This window comes from Arenibacter sp. P308M17 (assembly GCF_003426735.1).
Taxonomy (GTDB): Bacteria; Bacteroidota; Bacteroidia; order Flavobacteriales; family Flavobacteriaceae; genus Arenibacter.
Genome location: NZ_QVON01000001.1, coordinates 587,401 through 610,686, shown reverse-complemented (window position 1 = coordinate 610,686; position 23,286 = coordinate 587,401). Strand labels below are relative to the sequence as shown.

Annotated in this window: 24 protein-coding genes and 1 tRNA gene; 10 read left to right on the top strand and 15 right to left on the bottom strand. The window is 38.9% G+C overall.

All coding sequences use genetic code 11. The features are described 5' to 3' along the window. Positions 1–76 precede the first annotated feature (76 nt). The 3 genes from D0S24_RS02535 to D0S24_RS21280 are packed head-to-tail and all read right to left on the bottom strand — an operon-like array spanning position 77 to position 2,633. On the bottom strand, positions 77–1,333 hold the full coding sequence (locus tag D0S24_RS02535; protein ID WP_117018275.1) for an OmpP1/FadL family transporter: 1,257 nt from the start codon (positions 1,331–1,333) through the stop codon (positions 77–79). Next, positions 1,317–2,069, bottom strand: coding sequence for a DUF4270 family protein (locus tag D0S24_RS21285; RefSeq protein ID WP_251795712.1), 753 nt, complete (start codon positions 2,067–2,069; stop codon positions 1,317–1,319). Before D0S24_RS21285 ends, D0S24_RS02535 begins: the two co-directional genes overlap by 17 nt. Positions 2,070–2,075: 6 nt before the next feature. Beyond that, complete coding sequence (locus tag D0S24_RS21280; protein WP_251795689.1) at positions 2,076–2,633, bottom strand: DUF4270 family protein; 558 nt, start codon at positions 2,631–2,633, stop codon at positions 2,076–2,078. A gap of 229 nt (positions 2,634–2,862) precedes the next feature. Between D0S24_RS21280 and D0S24_RS02525 the strand changes: the two genes are divergently transcribed. From D0S24_RS02525 to D0S24_RS02510, 4 genes are all read left to right on the top strand, one after another. Next, on the top strand, positions 2,863–3,867 hold the full coding sequence (locus tag D0S24_RS02525) for a kelch repeat-containing protein (RefSeq protein WP_251795711.1): 1,005 nt from the start codon (positions 2,863–2,865) through the stop codon (positions 3,865–3,867). Positions 3,868–4,040: 173 nt separating this feature from the next. Further along, entirely contained in the window at positions 4,041–4,370 is a 330-nt protein-coding gene (locus D0S24_RS02520) for a DUF4907 domain-containing protein (protein WP_181938010.1), read from the top strand. A gap of 8 nt (positions 4,371–4,378) precedes the next feature. Continuing rightward, the gene (locus D0S24_RS02515) at positions 4,379–5,440 is read left to right on the top strand and encodes a sensor histidine kinase (RefSeq protein ID WP_117018273.1); all 1,062 of its coding nucleotides are present in this window, start codon (positions 4,379–4,381) and stop codon (positions 5,438–5,440) included. Next, positions 5,421–6,146, top strand: coding sequence for a LytTR family DNA-binding domain-containing protein (locus D0S24_RS02510; protein ID WP_117018272.1), 726 nt, complete (start codon positions 5,421–5,423; stop codon positions 6,144–6,146). The genes D0S24_RS02515 and D0S24_RS02510 overlap by 20 nt, the downstream gene beginning before the upstream one ends. Before the next feature lie 13 nt (positions 6,147–6,159). Here D0S24_RS02510 and D0S24_RS02505 read toward each other — a convergent pair whose 3' ends face one another. Further along, entirely contained in the window at positions 6,160–7,926 is a 1,767-nt protein-coding gene (locus D0S24_RS02505) for a PQQ-dependent sugar dehydrogenase (RefSeq protein ID WP_117018271.1), read from the bottom strand. Positions 7,927–8,543: 617 nt separating this feature from the next. On the opposite strand from D0S24_RS02505, the gene D0S24_RS02500 reads away from it, so the two are divergent. The 5 genes from D0S24_RS02500 to D0S24_RS02480 all read left to right on the top strand — a co-directional run bounded on the left by D0S24_RS02500 (position 8,544) and on the right by D0S24_RS02480 (position 15,325). Further along, positions 8,544–9,752 carry a site-specific integrase gene (locus D0S24_RS02500; protein WP_117018270.1) on the top strand — a complete coding sequence of 403 codons (1,209 nt, stop codon included), beginning with the start codon at positions 8,544–8,546 and terminating at the stop codon, positions 9,750–9,752. 398 nt (positions 9,753–10,150) lie between these two features. Next, entirely contained in the window at positions 10,151–12,874 is a 2,724-nt protein-coding gene (locus tag D0S24_RS02495) for a sensor histidine kinase (protein ID WP_117018269.1), read from the top strand. 2 nt (positions 12,875–12,876) lie between these two features. Then, entirely contained in the window at positions 12,877–13,761 is an 885-nt protein-coding gene (locus D0S24_RS02490) for a hypothetical protein (protein ID WP_117018268.1), read from the top strand. Next, the gene (locus tag D0S24_RS02485; protein ID WP_117018267.1) at positions 13,758–14,300 is read left to right on the top strand and encodes a hypothetical protein; all 543 of its coding nucleotides are present in this window, start codon (positions 13,758–13,760) and stop codon (positions 14,298–14,300) included. The genes D0S24_RS02490 and D0S24_RS02485 overlap by 4 nt, the downstream gene beginning before the upstream one ends. Beyond that, positions 14,300–15,325: a DNA cytosine methyltransferase gene (locus tag D0S24_RS02480; RefSeq protein ID WP_117018266.1), complete on the top strand. Its 1,026-nt coding sequence runs from the start codon at positions 14,300–14,302 to the stop codon at positions 15,323–15,325. The genes D0S24_RS02485 and D0S24_RS02480 overlap by 1 nt, the downstream gene beginning before the upstream one ends. Positions 15,326–15,577: 252 nt before the next feature. Here D0S24_RS02480 and D0S24_RS02475 read toward each other — a convergent pair whose 3' ends face one another. Then, entirely contained in the window at positions 15,578–15,784 is a 207-nt protein-coding gene (locus D0S24_RS02475; protein WP_117018265.1) for a helix-turn-helix transcriptional regulator, read from the bottom strand. A 48-nt stretch (positions 15,785–15,832) separates the two neighbouring features. Between D0S24_RS02475 and D0S24_RS02470 the strand changes: the two genes are divergently transcribed. Continuing rightward, positions 15,833–16,156: a SymE family type I addiction module toxin gene (locus tag D0S24_RS02470; RefSeq protein ID WP_220377716.1), complete on the top strand. Its 324-nt coding sequence runs from the start codon at positions 15,833–15,835 to the stop codon at positions 16,154–16,156. Between the two features lie 167 nt (positions 16,157–16,323). Here D0S24_RS02470 and D0S24_RS02465 read toward each other — a convergent pair whose 3' ends face one another. From D0S24_RS02465 to trxA, 10 genes are all read right to left on the bottom strand, one after another. Next, positions 16,324–16,797, bottom strand: coding sequence for a DUF6730 family protein (locus D0S24_RS02465; protein WP_117018264.1), 474 nt, complete (start codon positions 16,795–16,797; stop codon positions 16,324–16,326). Between the two features lie 11 nt (positions 16,798–16,808). Beyond that, a complete protein-coding gene (locus D0S24_RS02460; protein ID WP_117018263.1) occupies positions 16,809–17,678 on the bottom strand; it encodes a relaxase/mobilization nuclease domain-containing protein in 870 nt (289 codons plus the stop codon). Next, positions 17,675–17,980, bottom strand: a complete 306-nt coding sequence (gene mbpA, locus D0S24_RS02455) for a mobilization protein MbpA (RefSeq protein WP_117018262.1) — start codon at positions 17,978–17,980, stop codon at positions 17,675–17,677. The genes D0S24_RS02460 and mbpA overlap by 4 nt, the downstream gene beginning before the upstream one ends. Then, positions 17,977–18,933 (bottom strand): toprim domain-containing protein, encoded by a 957-nt coding sequence (locus D0S24_RS02450; RefSeq protein WP_117018261.1) that lies wholly within the window; start codon positions 18,931–18,933, stop codon positions 17,977–17,979. Before D0S24_RS02450 ends, mbpA begins: the two co-directional genes overlap by 4 nt. A 208-nt stretch (positions 18,934–19,141) precedes the next feature. Next, a complete protein-coding gene (locus D0S24_RS02445; protein ID WP_117018260.1) occupies positions 19,142–20,347 on the bottom strand; it encodes a primase-helicase family protein in 1,206 nt (401 codons plus the stop codon). Positions 20,348–20,376: 29 nt separating this feature from the next. After that, entirely contained in the window at positions 20,377–20,700 is a 324-nt protein-coding gene (locus tag D0S24_RS02440; protein WP_093978170.1) for an AlpA family transcriptional regulator, read from the bottom strand. Positions 20,701–20,837: 137 nt separating this feature from the next. After that, positions 20,838–21,479 carry a hypothetical protein gene (locus D0S24_RS02435; protein WP_117018259.1) on the bottom strand — a complete coding sequence of 214 codons (642 nt, stop codon included), beginning with the start codon at positions 21,477–21,479 and terminating at the stop codon, positions 20,838–20,840. Positions 21,480–21,596: 117 nt separating this feature from the next. Continuing rightward, positions 21,597–21,673: transfer RNA gene (locus D0S24_RS02430), tRNA-Asp, on the bottom strand. 74 nt (positions 21,674–21,747) lie between these two features. Further along, positions 21,748–22,677, bottom strand: coding sequence for a DUF58 domain-containing protein (locus tag D0S24_RS02425; RefSeq protein WP_117018258.1), 930 nt, complete (start codon positions 22,675–22,677; stop codon positions 21,748–21,750). Between the two features lie 199 nt (positions 22,678–22,876). Next, positions 22,877–23,194: a thioredoxin gene (gene trxA, locus D0S24_RS02420; RefSeq protein ID WP_031442126.1), complete on the bottom strand. Its 318-nt coding sequence runs from the start codon at positions 23,192–23,194 to the stop codon at positions 22,877–22,879. Positions 23,195–23,286 lie beyond the last annotated feature (92 nt).

The following is a 23,286-nucleotide window of genomic DNA, read 5'->3' as shown; positions in this document are numbered from 1 at the left end:
GAAAAATACGTTATTTATTTTCAACCTTAAAATATATCTCTCTGAAGCTAAACGGGTATAGGTACAAATTCTTACTTTAGTCGGTTTTCCGTTTTTTAAACCACAAGTCCTCCAAGCTTAAATTCAGGGTAAGTACATGGTAATTTTCCTTGACAAGTATATTCTCTATTAAGCCTGAGGATCCATAGGAATAGGACAGATTGATCATGGAATTGTTGCCCCGCCCAATTGGCAGACCAATGCCGGCAGTAAAATTATGGCCCTCTATTTTTTCACCGTTAATGGACAAATATCCACTGTCATGGTTAAAACCAGATCTATAACGAATACGTTGGTTATATTTATAGCTATTGGCATTTCTCACAAATTCCAGGCCCACCGCATAGATATCCTGATCCATATAAGTGCCAATATTCTCGGCCTGTCCGGTATCGCTCCAATAGTTCTTTTTATAATCGGTATTTAGGGTAAAGAATTTTAGAAAATTGGTACTTAGCCCTACCCCCAGTTCCAAAGGCATTTTGAAATCCGCAACCGTATCACTTTCATCCTCCTCCACTTGTATTTCAACCCCTACAAGACTTTTAACTACAGAGCGTCTTACACTCCCTTTTAGACGGGTGGGGAATTGCACCGTACTTCCAATGGTAATAGTATTGGTGAGGTCATATTGCAATCCCAGACCAAAACGGGTGCCGCTATAATTGGTATCCTCTGTGGAAACCAGGGCACTACTGTAAACCTGAAAAGATTCTTCTTCCTCAATTTTTCCAAATAATATGGAAAAACTGGCCCCGAACCTCAAATTGTCGGTAATCCCATACCCTAGATTTAACTTAAGATCGCTCATTCCCCCAAGTCCGTTAACATTACTTTCAAAGGTATCTTCGGAGCCTTCAATATTGGTTTTCACCCCTAACAAGGTATAGCCAACATCGGTATATGGAACTATGGCAATACCCGCCCCCAACCTGTCCGCTATTCGAAAGGCAAGGGCCAGATTGGAAAAGTTGACCGTAGTTTTTGTTTCATCGTTTATCCTGTTGCTATAATTGTTATACTTTCCCCTTAATCCCACATCATAAAAAAATGAATTTTGGGGTATCAAGGCAAAATTGGCAGGATTTAAATTGTTTATTTCCGTATCGGATTTCAATGCTATCCCGGAATACCCCGTTCCATTGGTCCTCCCAATACTGGTCTGATTTATTACCCCAAGACCATATAGGGAATAAGGTGAACTTGTAAGTCCCTCGGATTGGCCCAAAGCAGGAATTGCAAATAAAAATATTAGAAAAAGGGCCAATAAAGGTAATTTATTCCTCTTCATCATATATGGCATAGGTTAGTTCTAATTTTACACCCTGATCGGCCTTATTCCCCATTAAAACAAAGCGGTCTACAGTACTGTTATAATTATCCGGTAAAAGAATAATGGTATTGTCCGTATCCCTTTCCGATGACAAAATACCTTCTACATAGGTGGTAAGAGGTATTTCATAATAAACATCATTGAATTCTTCACCAACACGGTTTAGGATAGCTTGCACACTTGCATTGTCCGTTCCAACCAATTGATCCGTTAAATTGTTGTTCTGATCTACTATATATAGCGATAGGCTGTCCCTTAAGGCCAGTGCATCATTATAAGATCCCAAAACCGGTTTAATTTTAAGAACGGCATTCAACAAGGTGCCCTGTCCCCGAATATCGAACAGCGTTTTTAAATTGGGGAATTCTATTTTGGTCGTGTACCCTATACCGGATTGAACAAAACTTTGATTCTCAGATTCCGAACTATTGAGGACAACTTTCTTATCCGTTAATGTCTTTAGATATTCGTTGGTCTCGACCACCGACATCCGGTTAAAGAAAGGAATAGGGCTACTTGTAGTGTTTATGGCAAAATCTGCTGTTAATTGGGTGCGACTGGATTCTCCGGGAATACTGTAATACATTCGCATTACACTAGTAGAAAAATTAAACCCTACTATGGCCCCATTGTCGTCTTCATCCGGTTGAAAGGTTACCCCAGGAAAGTAATCCTTAAATTCTTCTGCATTTGTAATATCCTTTTACTGTAACTTCCCAAAAAGGGCAAGCCCCAAGGTGTCGCTCAATTTTATAAACAAAGAATCAGTTTCATAAGGTCTGGGTGTATAGGTTATGGAACCCAAATCTTCCTCTAAATATGCCACCTTACTGGTATTGTAGAAATCGCTGCGATCTGCCGGATACAATATTTCACTTAACCTTTTGATATGGATGGTATTGCTTTTTAAGGTGTCATTGTAATAATAATTGTCATATTTAAGCATAAAGGCGATACTATCGTACTCCGCTTCGGAATCAATGGAATAGTTTTTGGGCAATAATTCTGTATAACTCGCACTTCTTACGGCCCCAAAAACGGGATCCATATATTTTCCTATCAGCATACGGGAGGCCTGTGAGGTGATCAGGCTATCAAATTTCATGGTATAGGTCTCCACCTTCATGGTATCTATTTGCACCACCCGTATATTACTGTTGGTAAATGTGCCGCCAGCAACAAAATCGGAATCATTAATAGTATCCGTACTACATGAAACCATTAATATCGACCAAGCCATAAGTCCAAGGAATTTTTTCATTCGTTTATGATTTATGGTCAAAAGTATAGGGGTTTTGGCAGCCCGGAAACCCCAATAGACCAACCCATTAAGTTATAGGACCAATAGCCCCATTTTACCTATTAAATACCGTCTTTGATTGGTAGATAAAATACCCGTTTTCATATGTTAAATAGAAGCCTTTATCTATTTAAGTTTTAAACACGGTCTTCGCCAATTAGATTTGAACAAAAATTTACGAATGAAGTACATGAATAACATGAAGGCCGGGATAAACCACATTAAGGTGTTGGCTATGGCCTGCTTGGCCCTTAGCGCAATGGTAAGTTGCTCTAACGACGATGAGGAAGAAGATTTGGGAAATTGGACGGACAGATCGGTATTTGATGGCAGTCCACGTAGCGGAAGCGCCTATTTCACCATTGGGGACATAGGGTATTGTGGAGTAGGGTTCGATGGGGATGATTACCTAACCTCCTTTTGGTCCTATGACATGGATGGTGATTATTGGTCCCAAAAGGCCGATTTCCCGGGAACGGCGAGGAATGCCGCTGTTGGTTTTACCATAAACGAAAAGGGGTATATTGGGTCTGGCTATGATGGCTTGGACGAACTGTCGGATTTTTATTCCTATGATCCAAGCACTAATACCTGGACCCCAATTGCAGGGTTCCCATCCACTCCAAGGCGAAGTGCTGTGGCATTCGGTATAAATGGCTTTGGTTACTTCGGTACCGGTTTTGACGGTGACAACGACCGCAAGGATTTTTGGAAATATGACCCCTCCACCGATAGCTGGATCGAGTTGGTAGGTTTTGGCGGCGACAAAAGAAGAGCTGCAACTACCTTTACAATAGGAGATCAGGTATATATGGGGACAGGGGTTTCCAATGGCATTTATTTGGATGACTTTTGGGCGTTTGATCCTGCCACGGAAAGTTGGACCCAAAAACTGGACTTGGACGAGGAGGATGATTACACCATTGTACGGAGCAATGCGGTAGGTTTTACCATGAACGATTACGGATACATAGCCTGTGGAACATCTGGCGGAACCTTACAGTCTATTTGGGAATATGACCCTGATACCGATACATGGGAATCCAAAACAAGTTTTGAACGAACCTCAAGGCAGGATGTGGTAGTATTCTCCAACAATGTAAGGGCGTTTATTGGCCTAGGACGTTCGGGTAGTTTATACTTGGATGATCTGGAAGAGTTTTTCCCATATGACGAATACGACGACGAAGATTAGTGATTTCGATTATGTTTATTTGCTGATTAGTAAACCACCTCTGGGCAAGCCCACGAAGCATTGAAAGGAAATTCAAGTTTGATTTCGACGCAAGCGTCGGAGCATTTAAATCTCGATTATCGAGTAAAAAGAGCTATGCTTTATGGTGTAGCTCTTTTAAAATGAAAAACAAAATGAAAAGAATTTTAGTAGCGTATATTTTGATAACGGTGGTAGCCGTATCTTTGTTATTCAGCTTTTCAAATTACTCTTTAGGTACAACAAAAGGCAAAACACCATTTCATTCCCAAATATTTAAAGTGGGTAGTGGCTATGGATATCAAATTGATCTAAAAGGTAGAATACTTATAAAGCAGGAGTATATTCCTATTTTGGAAGGAAAAAGACCATTTACAACCGCCAAGGATGCCCAGCGTACCGCCAATAAGGTAATCAGCAAATTATTAAAAAAAGAGAGTCCCGTTTTAACAATTTCCGAACTAGAGGAATTAAAACCATACTAAAGAAATACATGGTCCTTGATAAAAAAAATATTCCGAAATGGCTAGTTCACCTCCTTTTATGGTGTACGCTGTCCGGAATTTTATTTTATCCCTTTTTAACGGGATCCAAGAGCCATACCTATGGTCTTGTTGCTAAATTGCTATTGGCAATAGCCCTGTTTTACTTCAATTACAACTATCTGGTACCAAAATTTTTACTAAAAGAGCGCAGGTGGACCTATATAGTCTTATCTATACTACTTCTTTTGGCCCTTGGTCTTTTTACAAATATCGCATTCCCTCCAACTCCTCCAGAAGACCTAGCACGAAGGGGAATGCCTATGCACCCACCAAGCGAAAGGGGTCTAGGTATAATACGGTTTTCACTGATGACCAGTGTTATCTTTGCTATTCCCTATATTTTCAGCACTATGTTAAAACTGTATACTGAATGGCAGACCAACGAAGATCTTCGGAAATTGGTGGAAAAGGAAAAAATACAGACCGAGCTCCAATTCTTAAAGACACAGCTCAACCCACATTTCCTATTCAATTCCTTGAACACTATTTATTCACTTTCCGTTAAACAATCTACCGATACCCCCGAGGCGGTCATTAATTTATCAGAACTGATGCGATATATGCTGTACGAGGCCGATAAGGGACATGTACCCTTAAGCAAGGAACTGGAATACATAAAAAGTTACGTGTCATTGCAAAGGCTACGTCTGGCCAATAGTGAAAATGTGATGCTAAAAATATCGGGCGAGGAGAAGGGGAAATTTGTCCCCCCCCTATTGTTCATCTCCTTTATTGAAAATGCATTCAAATACGGTACCGATTATAACGGCAAAACCTCTGTTAAAATAAACCTTTCCATAGATAATGAATCCATTCATTTACAGGTAGTGAATATAATAGGAACCTTTAAGGCAAAATCGGGAAGCAGCGGGCTGGGTCTGGAGAACGTCAAAAATAGATTGAACTATTTGTATCCACATTCACATGTCTTGCTTATAAACGATGACGGAAAGTCCTATGAGGTAAATTTAACCCTAAATTTAAAAAGCCGTGAATTGTATAATCATTGATGACGAACCCCTGGCAATAGATGTATTAACCGACTATTGCAAAAAAATAGACTTTACGGAAGTGGTAGGAACTTTTACCAATCCTTTGGATGCCATTACCGTTATAAAGGAAAAAAAGGTGGATTTAATTTTTTGCGACATAGAAATGCCACAAATAAGCGGTCTTGAATTTATAAATGCCTTGGAAAATAGGCCATTATTCGTTTTTACTACTGCCTACGCACATTACGCCGTAGAAGGGTTTGAGCTTAATGCCGTTGACTACTTGGTCAAGCCTATCCCTTACCATAGATTTATTAAGGCCGTTTCAAGGACCAAGGAGATTTTGGCTCAAAGAAAGGTGCCTTTAACTGCCAATATTTTTCCTTCCAATGGCGGAAACACCGATTCGCAAAAATTCATATTTGTGAGGTCGGAACATGAAAACATTAAAATAAATCTGGACGAAATTGAGTATATACAAGGGCTTAAAGACTATTTAAAAATTCATATCAAGGGCACCAACAAGACCATCCTGACACTTCTAAGCTTTAAGGATATTTTGGACAAATTACCGCAAAACCAATTTATACGGGTACATAAATCTTTTGTGGTGAATGTAAATGTCATTAAGACCATTCAAAGGAACCGGATCGTTATCAACGACACCCGTATCCCTATCGGAGAAAGCCACAAGACTCAATTCTTTGCCTTCCTGGGATTGTGATCGGCCATAATAATTAAATTCCACTCTTTAAGGCCTCCTTTTTCTTCCTTGCATAGTACCGGCCCTCTTTTACATAGTAGGAGCCAACCGGAGGTGCGTTATCCCCAAACTCCTTCCTTATGTACGTCAGTATCTGGGCTATTTCTTCATCTTCCAAGTAATCTACCGGTGGCATCACGCCGTCATAGGTCTTTCCATTCACTTCGATAGGCCCTTTTAAGCCGCTCAAAACAACATCTATGAGTACTTTTTGGTCCCCTTTGACCCATTCGGAACCGGCGATAGGCGGAAACCTACTTCCATCTCCCATCCCATTGGCCATATGGCAGGACCCACAGTATTTATTGTATAATACTGCTCCTGCCTCTGCCCTGAGCGGTGTAAGGTCATCTCTTTTTTCATCTGGAGTTTTGATATGCGGCAACTCTTTAAGTTTTTCCATTTGCGAAAGCTGATCCCTGCCGAAATTCCTTTTATCCCCTTTGTACATGACCCGCCAAATTTTTCCGTGTTCACTTTCGCTGATATACAAAGATCCGTCCGGTCCCATGGCAATGCCCATGGGCCTGTATCCCGCATCGTCGGTATCAACTATTTTATCGACCTGTGTAAAACCGTCGGCAAAAACCTCCCACTCGCCCGCTTGCCCATTTTTAAATGGGACAAACCCAATAAAATAACCGGCCTGAGGAAAAGGTGCCCTAATGGTTGAACCGTGAAAGGCGATAAAGGCACCGTTTTTATAATGTTCAGGGAATTGATCTCCCTGATAGAAATGCAGGTCGTTAGGTGCCCAATGACCTGGAAAACCAATTAAAGGCTGGGCGTATTTGGCTCCATCACCCTCCTTTTTGCCATCCCCCCCGTACTCGGGATTTAGTAGTTTTTTGCCCTGCATATGATCGTAATAATAGTACGGCCAACCAGCATTGGTCCCCTCCTCGATCTTAAGAAATTCTTCCGACGGCAACATAGCACTTTGCCAAGGGGAAAAATACTCGGGCCAATTACGGTTCAGGTTGTCCCTTCCGTGCTGTAAGGCGTACAAGGTATTATCGTTGTGGTTCCAATCCATTCCCACAATACTCCTGATACCCGTGGCATAGCGGTATCCATCCTTTTGTGTCTGACCGGGCTTGTTGGTGTCAAACTGCCATATACCGGCATGCCACTCCAGTTCCGGGCAGGGATCCTGCCCCAGTGCGCCGGGTTTTCTGTCCTGTCCCTTTGATTGGCAGATATCCCCAGGGGAGCCAAAGGGAACGTACATATGGCCGTCCCGGTCAAAAGTCAGTGGTTTGGCAATATGGGAATAACCATGTGGGGAATTTCGATAATCATCCGTGAGCATGATCTCCGGTTCACTTTCGGGCACCAACTTTCCTTTTGTAAGTTTTTGCCGATACACGGTACTCGCTGTGCTATAATATAAATAATCCTTATAGATCCGCATCCCTGTAGCGTAATAACCCCGCGGATCAAATACCCCGAACCGTTCTATTTGGTCCGCTTTTCCGTCATTGTTGTTATCGCGCAGACCAATATTCTCACCTTGTTCATGGGCAAATCGCATCTTAATATAGATATCCCCATTATCGTTGACTGCAAGATGCCTTGCCGGCCCGATACTGTCCACCACCACTACCGCCTCAAAACCTTCCGGAAGTATCAATCCCCCATTATCAATGTCTCCGGGCGGCAAATTCTTGGAACATTGTGCTAAAATGCCGGATAACAGCAGCATATATAGGACGCTTTTTAAGTGAATGGGTACTGCCATATCTTTATATTTTCTTTTCCGTGCCAAATAGCGTTATATTGATTACAGTCTAGTAGTGTTACATCCCCATGGATGCGTTGAAAAATCATTGTCTATTTTAGTCGCCATAGGAAAGCGCATGCAACCTTTTATCCAACGCACATAAATCCCTGATTCCCATACCAAACCATACCTCCTAAACTAATCAAATTTGTTGAAATATTTAAAAAATATTTTAAATGGATGATTCCAATATGGTTTTGGTATAAAACTTCAAAATCTTGAGGGTATGGCCTGGGCAGAGCAGAATTTTCAATTCTTTAATGGATCAAAAACCCAGATTTTGGACTTGATCCCCAATTAGTCATGATCCAAATAAACTAAAGAAAATGACAGAATATTAACAGACGAAAAAAGCCCCCAACTTGCGTTGAAGGCTTTTAGCGGTCCGGACGGGACTCGAACCCGCGACCCCCTGCGTGACAGACGATTAAAATTACATTTCATTTAACGCTTTTAACTATCATTTAGATTGATTATCAGTTAGTTAAGATTTGTAATTTTATATCGGCCGTCATCAAATATGGTTCTAAGATCCAATTTGTTGTACCTATGTTGTACCCATTAAACTAAAAGCTATGTCCAGTATCAAGATTGTTTTGCGAAAAAAAGGCCTTTCCGATGGAACTTATCCTGTCTGCCTAAGAATCACTAAAGATAGAAAAACAAAATACTTCAACACAATTTTTAAAAGCTCAGAAAGGGAATGGGATACCCATACCGGTTGTTTTAATAAAAACAATGCCAACTACATTCAAAACAATAGGCTGTTGTTGAAAATAAAAGACCGGGCACTAAAAGTCTATGCAGACCTTGAATTTAAAAAAGAATTTTTCAACCTGGACGATTTTGGTCAGCGATTCCGGGTGGACAGCAATCCTGCAAACGATGCTGTTTTTCCTTTTTGGGAAGAAATAGTTTCAGAATTAAAACTCTCGGGAAGAATGGGCAACGCCACAATGTATGAAGAGACCATGAAATCGGTCAAAAACTTTTGCGGACATAGAAAAATAAGGTTTCAGGACATTACCAATACCTTTTTAAACAAATATGAGGCATGGCTAAGATCCAGAGGCGGAACGGATGGTGGAATCAGCATAAAGCAACGCACTTTGAGAGCATTGTACAATAAGGCCATTGAACGGAATATTATAAAGGACGTAGACCACCCTTTCAAGACCTATAAGATATCAAAACTAAAAGGTCAGGGTATCAAAAAGGCCTTGGACTTTGATCAGGTAACCAAAATCATCAACTTTGATGTATCCCATTATCCACATTTAACAGATTCCAGAAATTATTTTGTATTCAGCTTTTATACCAGAGGGATGAATTATACCGATATGATGGTCCTCAAATGGCAAGATGTCGAGGCAACAACGATTTCTTATATCAGAAGCAAAACCAAGGGCAGGTTTGTTATAACCATTCTTCCACCGGTACAAGAAATCCTAGATTATTATCAACAACATTCGTTGCCCACTAAATATGTATTTCCCATCCTATTAAAGGACGGTCTCACCCCGGCCCAGATCGATCATCGTAAAAAGAAGACCCTGGCCAAATATAATAGGGACTTAAAAGAAATAGCAAGACTATGTGGTATAAACAAATCCTTGTCCAGTTATGTGGCACGGCATAGTTTTGCCAATTGTTTAAAACAAAAAGGAGTGGCTACAGATATTATTGGAGAATCATTGGGACACAAAGATTTGACCACAACCCAGGTTTATTTAAAGGAATTGGGGAGTGCAGTTCTTGACGATGCTGCGGCTTTGCTGCTTTGAACAAAAGTAGTAAATGTAGTAATGCTGTTATAAAATACCTTTTGATATGACTTTTTGGTTTTGCCGATACAATATCATACATCAAATGTAAAAAAGTTATTTCCTTTAATATTTAAAATTATCTTAGTAAAAATTCGGATTTATTCCCAATATTTGGAAATCAACTCGAAAAATACTAAAGTTCCCCTTAAGGCTTACAAATTAGGCCTTGTTTGAAGAGGTTTTTTATCAAAAAGACGATTATCAAATTCTAGCTGATAGCTTTCTAAGGACATATATTTACATTAATTCCGTTGCAAAAGTCTATTTATATTTTTAGTTACTCCAATCAAAAAATTGAATATCCAAGTAAACTGGATAATTTTGTATCTTAACTTTTTAATGCAAATAAGCCACGTATGCCGGATAGAAACTGTTTAATATTGACTCAATACCGAAATGAAGGTCAGTATAACGACTTTATAGGTAAATTTTACCATTTCCCGGCCTCCTCAAAAAAAAATTATTTAAAACAATTCGATAATTTACCTATTGAGATCGTTTATTACGAACCTGACAAGAAAGGGGAAGGGGTTTTTTATGGGTATGGAAAAATCAAAACTCCACCGTTTAAGGATAAACGAGAAGATGGATACTATTTTGTAGCAATATCTGATTATCGGGAATTCTCTAACCCAGTTCATTTTAAAAATGAATATGGAGAGATTATTGAGAAAATATTTAATGAAGAATTTTATAATTATAATAACGCTGTTCGAAAAATTAATCCAAAATTTTTAGATGAGTTATGTCTTGATGGTGGAATTTTATTGAATTTTATTGCTGATGCCCATCTCTTACAAGTTCTAGGAGAACAGTTAATTGCTTCTGAAAGGGTTGGTATCTTAGAGTTAGTTAAAAATGCCTTTGATGCCGGCGCAGTAAATTGCAACGTTCGCATTGAGAAAGTTCCAAATCTATCTGAGATACCTGAAAATCTTTATAGATATAATCATTTAGATGGACCAGTTATTATTATCGAAGATGATGGAAGCGGAATGACAAGAGAACAGATAGAATTCGGCTGGTTAAGACCAGCATCTACTATTAAGACAAATGTCAAAGATCGACTTAAACGAGAAAAAGAACGCGCCATAAAAGAAGGTAAATTAGAAGCATATAATAGAATATTCGAGCAAGCAAAACAAGCTAACAAAGGAAGAATACCACTTGGAGAAAAAGGGGTGGGAAGGTTCGCGTGTAATAGATTAGGAAGTAAATTAGTTATTAAAACTAAAACGGCAGATAATGAATATGAGTATCTATTGGAAATTGATTGGGATGATTTTAATTTAATAGATGGTGTTTATAAAAATTTAGACGATGTCAAAGTATCATTAAACCGGCAACCTTCTTCATGGGATTATGGTGAACGCCAAAGCGGAACACAATTAATTATTTTTGGAGGACGTGATGGATTTGAACTAACAGAGCAGGAGATAAAAGGTATTAATAGAACAATACTTAAGTTAAATTCTCCTAACCCCAACCCTAACCTTAGTACACCCCTTTTCAAAGCTACCTTCGAATGCCCCCAAGTTAAGGAATTGGATGAAAGAATTATTACGAAAAAATATGACCCTGTTTTTCAAATCTATGGGTTGGTCGATGAATGGGGTAATTTTGAATATGATTACACTTTTACGCCGCCATATAATGTTCCTCTAGCAGGTTTCGACCATAAGGATAAACAAATTGATTTAAAAACTATAGAAAGTAAACCCTGGTTTAGGCTAGAACAAGGACGTAAACTTTGGAGAAAACCAGCATGCGGTGCATTCTACATTCATATAGATGTGTGGTACAGAGACAAACCTTGGATTGGGCATACCGAAGACGACAGAGAATTTAAAAGGTATCTGGAAGATTATGGAGGAATATCCATATATCGGGATGGGATTAATGTTCATTCTGCGGAATTAGGGACGGAAACGGATTGGTTAGGATTAAGGCAGAGACAAATTAAACAAGCTTATAGAATGTCATATTATCATATGATGGGTAATGTAGAAATTGATCAATCTTCCAATATAGATTTAATAGACAAAACCAACAGGGAGGGTATGATTAAAAATCGAGCTTTCCAAGATTTAACGGATTTAGTTAAGGCAGTTACTTATTTTGTTGAAAATGACTATATTAACAAGAGAAATGAATATAATGTATTAAGTGGAGATTTGATTAAAGAACCTCGACCGCTTAGGAAATTTTCAAAACAATCAGCTAAAATAATTTCAAATATTAATACCAATTATGATATTGCACTTGATCAGTACAAATTATTTGAAGACATTGAAGAACTTGGAGATATAAGTGAGAGGAGAGGAAGGTTAGTACAGCTTTCTAGTTCTCTCAAGAACTTAGAAAAAAACCTTAAACAAATAGAGGAAATACAGGATATGCTGACGGAACAAGCGGGTTTCGGTCTTGGAATTGCTGTAGCTTTACATGAAATTACTAAGACTACCTCAAATTTCTATTTTGGTATTCTTGAAGTAATTGAGAAAGGTTACTTTGATGATAAAAAGCTAGAGGAATTAAAAGACACTTCAAAAGCACTAGAATCTGAAATACTTAGATTAAGTCCCTTGCGGGCATTGAGAAATGAAGAAGCTTTAAAGTTTAATGTATCGAAATCTATAAAATATGTGCAATCTGTTTTTAAAAGAAGATTTAATTCATTGGATATAGAATTCAAATATAACGAAAATGAAGATTTTGAAATTGTAGCGCGTTATGGAGCATTGAATCAGATTTTGACCAATTTATTTGATAATTCTTGTTATTGGTTGGACAACCCGGATTTCACCCATAGAAAGGTGGAAATCCAATTGAATTCTGTAGACCGAACTATGGTAATCGCCGATAGTGGTCCAGGATTTCATGATTCAATTCTTCCATATTTATTTCAACCTGGAGCAAGTCTTAAGTTTCCGCCGAGTGGAATTGGATTATATGTTTGCAAGCATTACATGAATTTAATGAAAAAAAGAGGAGATATATATTTAGCGAGGGAACGTGATAAAATAAAAGAATTGAATGGGGCTCAACTAATTCTTGATTTTTCAAAAGTTAACTATTAATTATGGGGAACAGAATTAAGGTTTTTATTCTTGACGATAATATACCTAAAACGCCTGCATATGTGGATCAATCCGTTTATGATGGTCCAATTAATTCGGATCAGTTAATTCAATTAGTGGAAAGTGAAGAGTGGACAGGTGAGAAACATTTAAAGCAATTAACATCATATATTCTTAATTCTAGTGAACAATATAAGGCAGATATAGAAATATGGGCCTTTACGCATCCTTCATTATGTCTCGATGCGATTGATTCTGGATTGATTCCTGATATAATTATTTATGATTGGGAATATGGAATTGAACCACATGTGAACTCTTCCAATTGGTTAAAAGAGATAATGGATTTGACATCAGCTTTCATTTTTGTTTACTCAATGGTGCGAGATGAAATCCCACATTTATTAAACAAACCTGAGTATGAAAAATTTTCCCATAGATTTCAACTTTTCTTAAAAGGGAGTGATTCTAATTCGGTGTTTTCATCAGAAGAGTTCATTCTACAATATGTGTTAAATCGAATAAAACAAACCAGCACAATAAGAATACAAGGAATGACTATTCCTTTTAATGAAAATAGCTATTTAGATAGTCCATCGGATATTTTATATATAGAAAAGGTCTTAGGTAAAGCCAACCTTATTCATAAATTAAAGAATAGTATAGACAAAATTTCCGATGAGACAATAGAATTGATTTTAGAAGATTTAAATATTACAATATATTATGACGCAGTCAAGAATATATTAGTTTTGGGAAGCTCCAAATTAATGCTTAATAAAATTGAAAATAAAGTGAAGATTTCTATTACCAATGTCCTCAAAAATTATGGATTGAAAAATCTTATGGAACTTTTGGAAATAGGAATAATTAAGATTGACCCATGAGCGTAATAGTTAGGTACATTGAATCTAAATGGAGCTTAATCGAAGCTTTCTCAATAGCTGATACTAAAACTATTGACGATCTGCAAGATGGAGAGCGAGAATTTGAAGTTTGTAAAGAATATGCACATTTTGTGAAGTGGGATGGTGAACCTCCGTTGATTACAAAATTAGATGATGGGGAAATTTCATACTTGAAAAATGAATTTTTGACCTTTAGAAAAAAAAACAAGGAGCATTATAGGTCCAAATGTTTCCTTTGGGTTATTACTAAAGATTCATTAATTATAGCTAGGGAAAAAATATTTAATCCAAAAAGGACACATGATAGTGGCTTTATTTGTCATACAAATTTAACCAATAATAATTTGGCATATATTGGAGGTGAGTTGTTTTTTGGTGCCGATGGTTACATCTATATTAATAATTTTTCAGATAGATATGGAGGCCCCAACACTCCCCCAGAACTGTGGGAGGCTACGAAGAAAGTTTTTATTGAACTTGGATATACAAATTTGTTTGACCTATTAGAATTAATTTAATGGAATTAAATGCTTTAGATTTATTTAGCGGTGTTGGAGGACTAACGGAAGGTATGCATCAAGCTAGTTTTAAAACTGCCATAGCTTTTGAAATTAATGATATGGCTTCCTATGCATATCAATTAAATCATAAAGACACTGAAGTTATTTCGAAAGACATACGTAAAGTTGCATACTCTGAAATAAAAGAAAAACTTAAAGGCAAAGAAGTTCATTTACTCGCTGGATGTCCTCCTTGCCAAGGGTTTTCTTCAATTCGAAGGTTAAATAGAAAAGATGCTGTTAAAGATGAACGGAATGGTTTAATAATGGAATATATTAGGCTGGTTAGGGTGATAAAACCTTTAACAATAATGATGGAAAATGTGCCAGGCTTGGTGGAATATGATTTATTTAAAGAGGCAGTTGATATTCTTCAAAAGGAGTTAGGTTATTTTGTAGATTTTAAAGTTGTAAATGTTAAAGATTATGGTGTTCCTCAAAGCCGAAAAAGACTTGTTTTGGTAGGTTCCTTACTTGGAGAAATCAAAGTTGCTAAACCGACTAATGAAACTAATTTTGTTAGAGATGCAATAGGTCATTTACCATTTCCTGAACATTGTGCTGATACACTTCACAAAATATTTCCAAATCACACTCCTAAAGTCCTTAAAAGAATTAAATTAACACCCAAAAATGGGGGTAGCAGAAAAGACCTTCCTGATGAGTATACTTTGGAGTGTCATAAAGGAAAAAATATTGGGTTTAATGATGTCTATGGCAGGTTATGCTGGGACAATTATTCAACGACTATAACTGGTGGGTGTTTGAACCCCTCAAAGGGTAGGTTTTTACATCCTGAGCAGAATCGAAACATTTCCGCTAGAGAGGCGGCTTTACTACAGTCTTTTCCCTTAGAGTACATATTTCCCACTAATATTCCAAAATCCAATTTAGCTTTAATGATTGGAAATGCCTTACCACCTAAATTTAGCTATCATCAGTCGCTGAATATTAAGAAACATTTAGAAAAATATTTGGAATAAACTGCATTTATCTAATATTAAAATTTCTTTCAAAAAAGCGACCTATTCAAATAATATTTTATCACCTATATTAATATGAAGGGCTGCGTATCTATCGTCATTATAGAGCAGTATTGCTGTTTTGTAGTGCGCTGGTTGCTTTCTAATACAATGCATGATCCCTAAACACTGGAAGGTTCAATTTAAAATCAGTAAATCTAAGCTATTGAACTAAGGAGGAAACTTGTTATTCTCTTTTTTGTACAGTGCAATTTATCCAGTAGAAACCAATAGTTCCCGAATATCAACTTTCAGAAATTTGGAAATTTCAAAAAGTGTTTCAACAGACGGTTGGACCTCATTGGTACACCAGCGGGATACCGTAGATTCGGTTCTGTGTAAATGAGCAGCTAAATCCTTGCTGCTTTTATTTTTTTCCGCAAGGACGGATTTGATTCTATTTAGGTTTTGTTTCGACACAGTGCAAATTTATTGGCTTCCAATGCAAATATCATAAAATTATAAATTATGGAAAATTATAGTCATACCACAAAAAATAGTATTTTAATGCATTTTTATTTGCATAAAAATATAATTATTTGTAATCTTGTGCCAAGAGTTATTGTTTTGGAAAAAGAAAAAAATACCCTACCAACAGGCCGGAGACAGTTGAAAATATATCAAAAGTTCATTCCACGCTGTTATCAGGAACATGTTATCTTTCCCGAAATTCGACTTTGTGGCAAGTGGCTCCGTGAAATCGGTTTTGAATGTGGAAGGAAAGTGACCGTTGTTCATGAGAAAAATAAGATTGTCATCACTGTAAATGACGAAACACAAACGGACAACTAAGTACCGCTGTTTACATTGGAACTGAACAAACGTTACCCTCCCTGGAAATGGTCCAGAAAAGAAATTAAATCCCAAATCTTACCATAACTTATCTGCGCATGGATCCTGTCCGGTTTTTGTAGTGTTCCGGCAGATAAGCGTAAAGCAAAAACCGGATAGGGCGCAAACTACTTATGATTTGGAAGACTGTCCTTTTCCTTTGCCCAATTCTTGTAAGTCTGGTAATGCTCGGGATAATGATCAAAATAGCCTTTTAGATTTGAAATTTCCGATTGCTCCCCTTCTATAAATGCCCTTTCCCGTATCCGATCTATCCGAGCGACCTGAAAGGACAGATAACTAATTACGACAAGGGAGATGGCCCATATGGCATATTGCAGCCACAATTGTGCTTTAGGGACCATCCTAGCCTTGGAAATCTGCTGTCCAAAATTTTGAAGGGACCCCTGGATCCTTTCACTTTTGGTCCTTTCGGAGTTTAGGTGTTCTTTAAGCATATGCTCGATTTGGGAAGTATCCGGGGATATTTTGATGTTGTCCACATTCTCGGTCAGTTTCTCCAGCTTTTCCAGGGCCTTGTTGAAACCGTCCAGTTCATCATTGAGCAGTTCCATTACTTCGTCCAGTTTCTTGTATCCCATTGTTATTTGTTTTAATACCCGATTCCTGTATCGATGGCTTTTTTGATCGTTTTCTTGATTATGTTCTTAGCAATACTGGCAGCTAGATTGGTACTCATTTCCAAGGTCTTTCCCAATACTTGAACTGATTTCTCTGCTGCTATCTGTTTTCCAACACTTCTATTCTGCGAAAGCTGTCCGATGATCTTCCCTCCGGACATGGTACGGTGCACCCCGCTTGCCTTAAAATTTTGACCTTTATATTGGAACCGGAAGCCCTGCAGTTTATTAGCCTTGTTGATACTTGGGATGACCTCTATATTCCTTTCTTTCATAGCCTTGATATAACTATCCAATGTTTTTGGCCTATCGTTCTCCATGACCCTTTGGTGAACGTTCTTAATTTCAAGACGGACCTTTATGGAATCCAGCTCCTTTTCCAATTGCACCTCCTTCACTGTGGTCAGGCCCATTTCCTTGGCCACGTTCTCCGCTGCCAGTTGGCTCCGTTTGCCAATAAAACTGTCATTGTAGGCCTTCCCATCAAAGCCGATGCGGTTCACATACAGATGGATATGGGTATGTGCCTTGTCCCTATGCACAAAAGCGATGGCCTGGCGTTCCCTTAATTGCATTTCCTTGATGAACCGTTGGGCCATTTCTTTTAGTTTTTCGGCAGTAAGGTTCTTTCCATCTTCCCTGGTCGGACTCAGTACAAAGCTCAGGGTGTTCTTCTGGCATCTTATATTCTGTTCCTGTACCAGTTTGAACTCCTCCGTGATCTGTTTGGCGTCGTTTCCGGCCACATGTTGACTGAAGACCACTTCTGCCCCTTTTTCCTGGTTCCATCCATATTCCAGGGAAGCTCCAGTATGCGCTATGGATTTTCCCTTGCCTATCATTTCTTTATTTTTTTAAAATTATAAAGGTGCAATCGTATTTCCTCTGCCAATTTCTCGACCTCATGGGCCAGTTTCGGGTTTCGTTTCTTGAACATATTCCCTATGCTCGTAAAGTTGTTCTTGTATTTTACCAAGGTCCTGTAACATTCCAATTGTTCCGGGGTAAGCCTTTCGATAACGGTATTCCCAAAGGCCGAGCTGCGGCAATATTCGGAAAGGGAAATTCCGGCCCGCTGTGCCCTTTTTTTGAGCAGCTTCTTCTCGTAGATGGAACACCGGAATCTGATATAGGTCCTTTTCATTTTTTGTTTTCTTTGCGACCGTCGGGAGCAAAGCAAGATTGTTTTTGTGGCAACAAAAACACATCTTGAATTCCCTGACCGTTTGCCTCCTTTGCGCCCGACATGAGCCATTCGTTCATATCCTTAAAACCTGCAAATAATAGTGATCTATCCACACTGTTGTTTGCGTGGTCCAAAAAGTTTTTGGTAGCCTGTTCGCCCGTAGCATCATTGTCCAGATAGAGATCAATACAGCTATAACCCTTCATTATTCCTCTGGCTTTCTGAACAAAAGCGGTGGAGTTCAATACCAAAAAATCATATTCAAGTTCCAATTTTACGTTGCACTCCATAATGGATAACAGGTCGAACATGCCTTCGGTGATGATAAGTTTGGTCCGGCCATTATTGATATGGGTAACGTCCTTGGGCGAACTGGAATTCTTCACATATTTGTTCCTTAGTTCCCAGCCTCCCGAACCGTTCTTCAATCCCAAAGCGAAATACGTTTTATCCTTGAACCGGTAATGGACTTCTTTGATGAGTTTATGGGCAGTTGGTATTGAAATATTCCTTGACTTCAGATAGTCCCTTAGGGCAAAATGGGTCAGCTCCATGACTTTGGCAACCCTTATTGTGGTATCCTGTTCCTCTTTAATAATTGGTTGCTGTTGAAAAGAAAAAGAGATCTGTTCCTGTTGTATCAGTTTCAATGCTTCTTTGACCGTTCCATTGTTCAATAGGCATATCAGGTCGATTACGTTACCGCCTTTTCCAGCTCCGTGATCGTACCATCTATTCAGTTTCTTGGACACCTTGAAAGAGGCTTGTGTTTCTGAGCGGAACGGGCTCAGGAACCAAGCTTCTTTCTCCGTTGACCTGGTCGGAAAGTGCCCGAGTTTTGCCAGCGCTTTTTCGATGGGAAAGGCTCGGGCTCTTTCACACGAGAGTCTATTGGTTCTTTTTCTTTTCATTAGCAATACTTTTTCTTCATTTTTTTGATGTTTTGATGACAAACCGTCCCAAAGTCAATATTTACAGGGCTTTCCCGGTCATCAAAACATTCATCGATTCATCACTTTTATAGTTTTAGGCTTTCCTGGTTTTCATCACTTTTTATTTTGATGAACAAATGATGATTTAATGATGAGCGCACCAACATCGACGGGCATTGAACTCCCCTCAATATGTCATCGATTCATCAAAATTTTCCAGCAGAAAGGATTTCTCCACCGTAAAATAGCGCCCCTTGGCTTCCAATAGATGCATGGAGGCGTCCTGCCAGATTACTAATTTGTAGTAGCTGAGGGTATTGTCCTTGTTCTCCAGTTTCCAATCTTTTTTCAGCATTCGCCTTAAATGGGTAATGTCTGTCTTTATGCGTGTACGGCTCAATAGCTGAAGTGCATCCAAGGGACATATGTTTATTTCCGTAATATCAAAGTGTTCCATGGCTCCCTGTAACAATGATGCCAATTCCTTTTCCACCCGGTTACGGTTGTGCCTCACCAAATTCTTCAGGGCAGGTGTTCGGATCTGCCCGGGAGCGAACCACATGCGGGTGGCATGCCGTGTGGTCAGATTACGACCCTTCAGAAAATAAAGGAAAGCAGGTATTTCTTCAATAAGGGCTTCCAAAAAATGGGTATTCTCTTTCTGCAGATGGGGTATCTTCAATACCCAGAACCTGGTCTCGTTCCCATCTATCTTTATAAAGTTGTTCTCATTGTTACTGCAAAGGATAAACTTGCCAAAGAATTCCACCTCCCTTTTGTCCTTCCCCTTGGCCTCCAATTTGTTGATATTGGTGGTGCTCAGGTATTTGATGCGTTCGGTGAGCTCTTCCTTATTGAACAGCACTTCATCGATACAGATGAGCAGCTTGTTGGCCCAGTCGGCATTGAACTGGCTGCCGAAACTGTCATTGGTCAGATAGGTAAGGTTGTTTTCAAAAATAGCCTTTAGCCATTTCAAAAAGGTACTCTTCCCCGTGGACCGCTCCTTGGAGACCAGGCACAGTATGGGCAACATCTGTACAGGTTTGGTATACAGCAATTGCAGATAGTCCAGTCCAAGTTCATGGTGCTCCCCAAAAATGTGACGGATAAATCCCAGGGAGGTTTGGAGGTCCCCCTCCTTCGGATCTTTGCCCAAGGGGGAGTAGGTATTATAAAAATTTTGGTATTCCTGTTTGAAGTCGATGTGGTTCGGGATACAGGTGAATCCATCGTACTTGGGTACCTTGCTCAGGTAATCCTTGCCATGGTCCTGGCGAATGGTCTCAATGTTCCAGTGGGTGAGCACTTCATTGAAATGGCCGGAGATGGTGGGCACCTTGACCATTTTATAATACGCAGTGCCCACCCGGATGTACGGTATATCTATCATAACAGGCAGTTTAAGAAAAATAGGATGGGTTACCGCCTTCTGTTTTTCAAGAGCTGCTCATTGAATTTCTGCTCTAGATATTCATCCGAGACATCAGGTTTCCCCAATAACCAATCATCTATCCTATCCTTTTCAAAGAAGAGTTTGCGGATTTCCCTATTATCGCCCTTGGGGATCATATTCAGTCTGGAAAGTTTGTAGATAGTACTTTCGGACATCCCTGTGTATTGCACCAGGTCCTCCAGATTAAGGACCTTTTTATTGAAGGCCATAAGCCCCTTTATTTCCTTTAACAGTTCAATGACCGATTTGTCCGCGTCTGGATCGGACATTACATTTGTTTGCTCATTCATGGTTTCACGTTTTAGAAATTAATGATGAGTAAAGGGCCTTTTACGATATTGAATTCGAAGACCAATATAGCTGGATGACAAGGGAAGACATAACAAAAGGGGACATACACCCCTACAATTCACAGACACACCCTTTTTTACCTTGGAAAGCAGTTATCGATCTTATCGGTGAAGTATTTGGCAGGATGCTTTCTTAGACCGTTGTTGGAAAGTTTTTTTGCGGTAACGGGCTTTCCATCCAAGAACAATTTATTGGATTTCTCAAAAGTTGAATATTCCACACCGCATTTTTCCTTGAACTTTGACAATACATACCGTACTTCCGCCCAGCTCATATCCGTGAAATGTATTTCCGAGTCCATGTCCTCAAATTGTTGGGTAAGCACGGAATGGAAATTATCGATTCCGGTCTTTTCAATATCGATCTTTTCGTAGCCCCTAAGGACATAGTAAATGTTATCCAGGACCATCCGGTTGAAGTCCAGCCCAATGGTCTTGATGGGTACAGCCCCAACCGTTCCAATATTCTTCCTTTTATTTCTGGTATATCGGACAATCAAATAAAGTATACCGATACATAATGAACAAACAAAGATCAGGGACCAATACCAGGCAAGGCCTACATCGAAAATAAAATAAAGGACTATTCCGATCAGGACCAAAAACAGAATGATGGCCAGTGCTACTTGGGTATCCTTATAGTTATACCAAATATAGACCCGCTCTTTAAATTTATCCAAAGCGTCCAGCCGATCGATTATTTTATCAATTAAGTTCAAACCTGAAGAAGTGTAAGCTTGAACTAAATTTAATAAATTAAAAATAATTTTGTTGTACCTATGTTGTACCCGTAAAAAAGAAAAAGCTTTCCAATTTCTTGAAAAGCTTATCTTTGTTGGCGGTCCGGACGGGACTCGAACCCGCGACCCCCTGCGTGACAGGCAGGTATTCTAACCAACTGAACTACCGAACCGTGGCGTTTAGCGAGTGCAAATATACACCCCTTATTTAATTGCACAAACAATTTTATAAAAATAATGCAGGTTTCTACATAAATTTTTGGCGCTCCACCATAAAGGTATTCATTATCAAGGAGAAGCTATCCTTTACATCTACTTCCACGTATTTAATTTTATATTGGGCACATTTTAACCGCAGTTCCGCAAAGTAAGATTCCACCTCCTTCTCATAGGCCTCTTTTACCGTATCGGCATATAGATCCATATGGATTCCAGTTTCCACATCCAAAAAACGCTTGGGGGTATTTTCAAAATTAAAGGTGTATTCCGTTTCCTTGTCCATGACATGAAAAAGGATAACCTCATGTTTATTGAACTTTAAATGCCGTAAGGCTTGGAACAACTGTCCGTCATCCCCAGATGATTGGAACATGTCCGTAAAAAGTACAATTAAACTCCTTCGCTTTATTTTTTCGGCAATCTGGTGCAGATAGGTAAAAGTTTCGGTCTGTCTGGCAGGTTCCGTTTCCCTACTGATCCCATTTAATTGGGCCAATAGCATTTGGTGATGCCTTTCACTACTCTTTTCCGACGAATAGAAATTATATTGGTCACTATAAACACTTAGGCCAACGGCATCGCGCTGTCTCTTAAGTACGTTCATCAAAGCGGCAATGGCCAAGACCCCAAAACCTATTTTATTAAGGTTGTCAAGCGTTAAATTACCTACCTCCGGATAATACATGGAAGCCGAATTATCCAAGATCATATGACATCGCAAATTGGTCTCCTCTTCGTAACGCTTAGTATATAATTTATCCGTTTTGGCAAACAGCTTCCAATCTATATGCTTGGTACTTTCCCCATTATTATAGATTTTATGCTCCGCAAATTCTGCGGAAAACCCATGAAAGGGACTTTTATGGATCCCACTGATAAATCCTTCCACTACCTGACCTGCCAATAATTCCAGATTCTGGAACAGGCTTGCTTTATCTAGTTCGGATTGTAGGTTCATTTGGCTAAGGTAATGAAGATATGGACTTCTTGGAAATTAGAAATACCGCAAAATAACGGGAATAATTGGACAAACTGTAGCAGACCCACTAATTAATCTAGGTTTCGAAAATTTTCTGCTTTAAAAATTGGACATAAAAAATCCCGCTAAAAGCAGGATTTTTTTATCATTTATATTCCCTATTTGGAATCTTTGAAGGTTACAATAATGCATCAATTGCATCGGTATATACCTTTTTAGGGGAAACACCAACCTGTCTGTTCACTATTTCACCATTTTTAAATACCAATACCGTAGGAATATTTCTTACGCCATATTTCGCGGCAAATTCTTGGTTGGCGTCCACATCTACCTTACCAACAACGGCCTTGCCATCATACTCGGTACTTACCTCGTCTATAATGGGACCGACCATTCTACATGGACCACACCAAGCCGCCCAAAAATCCACTACTACCGGTTTATCACTTTTTAAAACTACCTCATCAAAAGTAGCATCTGTTATTTCTAATGCCATGTTTCGTTATTTTTAAATATTATACAAATTTAGACAATTATTTTGCCTTTTCCTTACTAAGATTATATTCGTTTTGACTATGGCTAAATTGA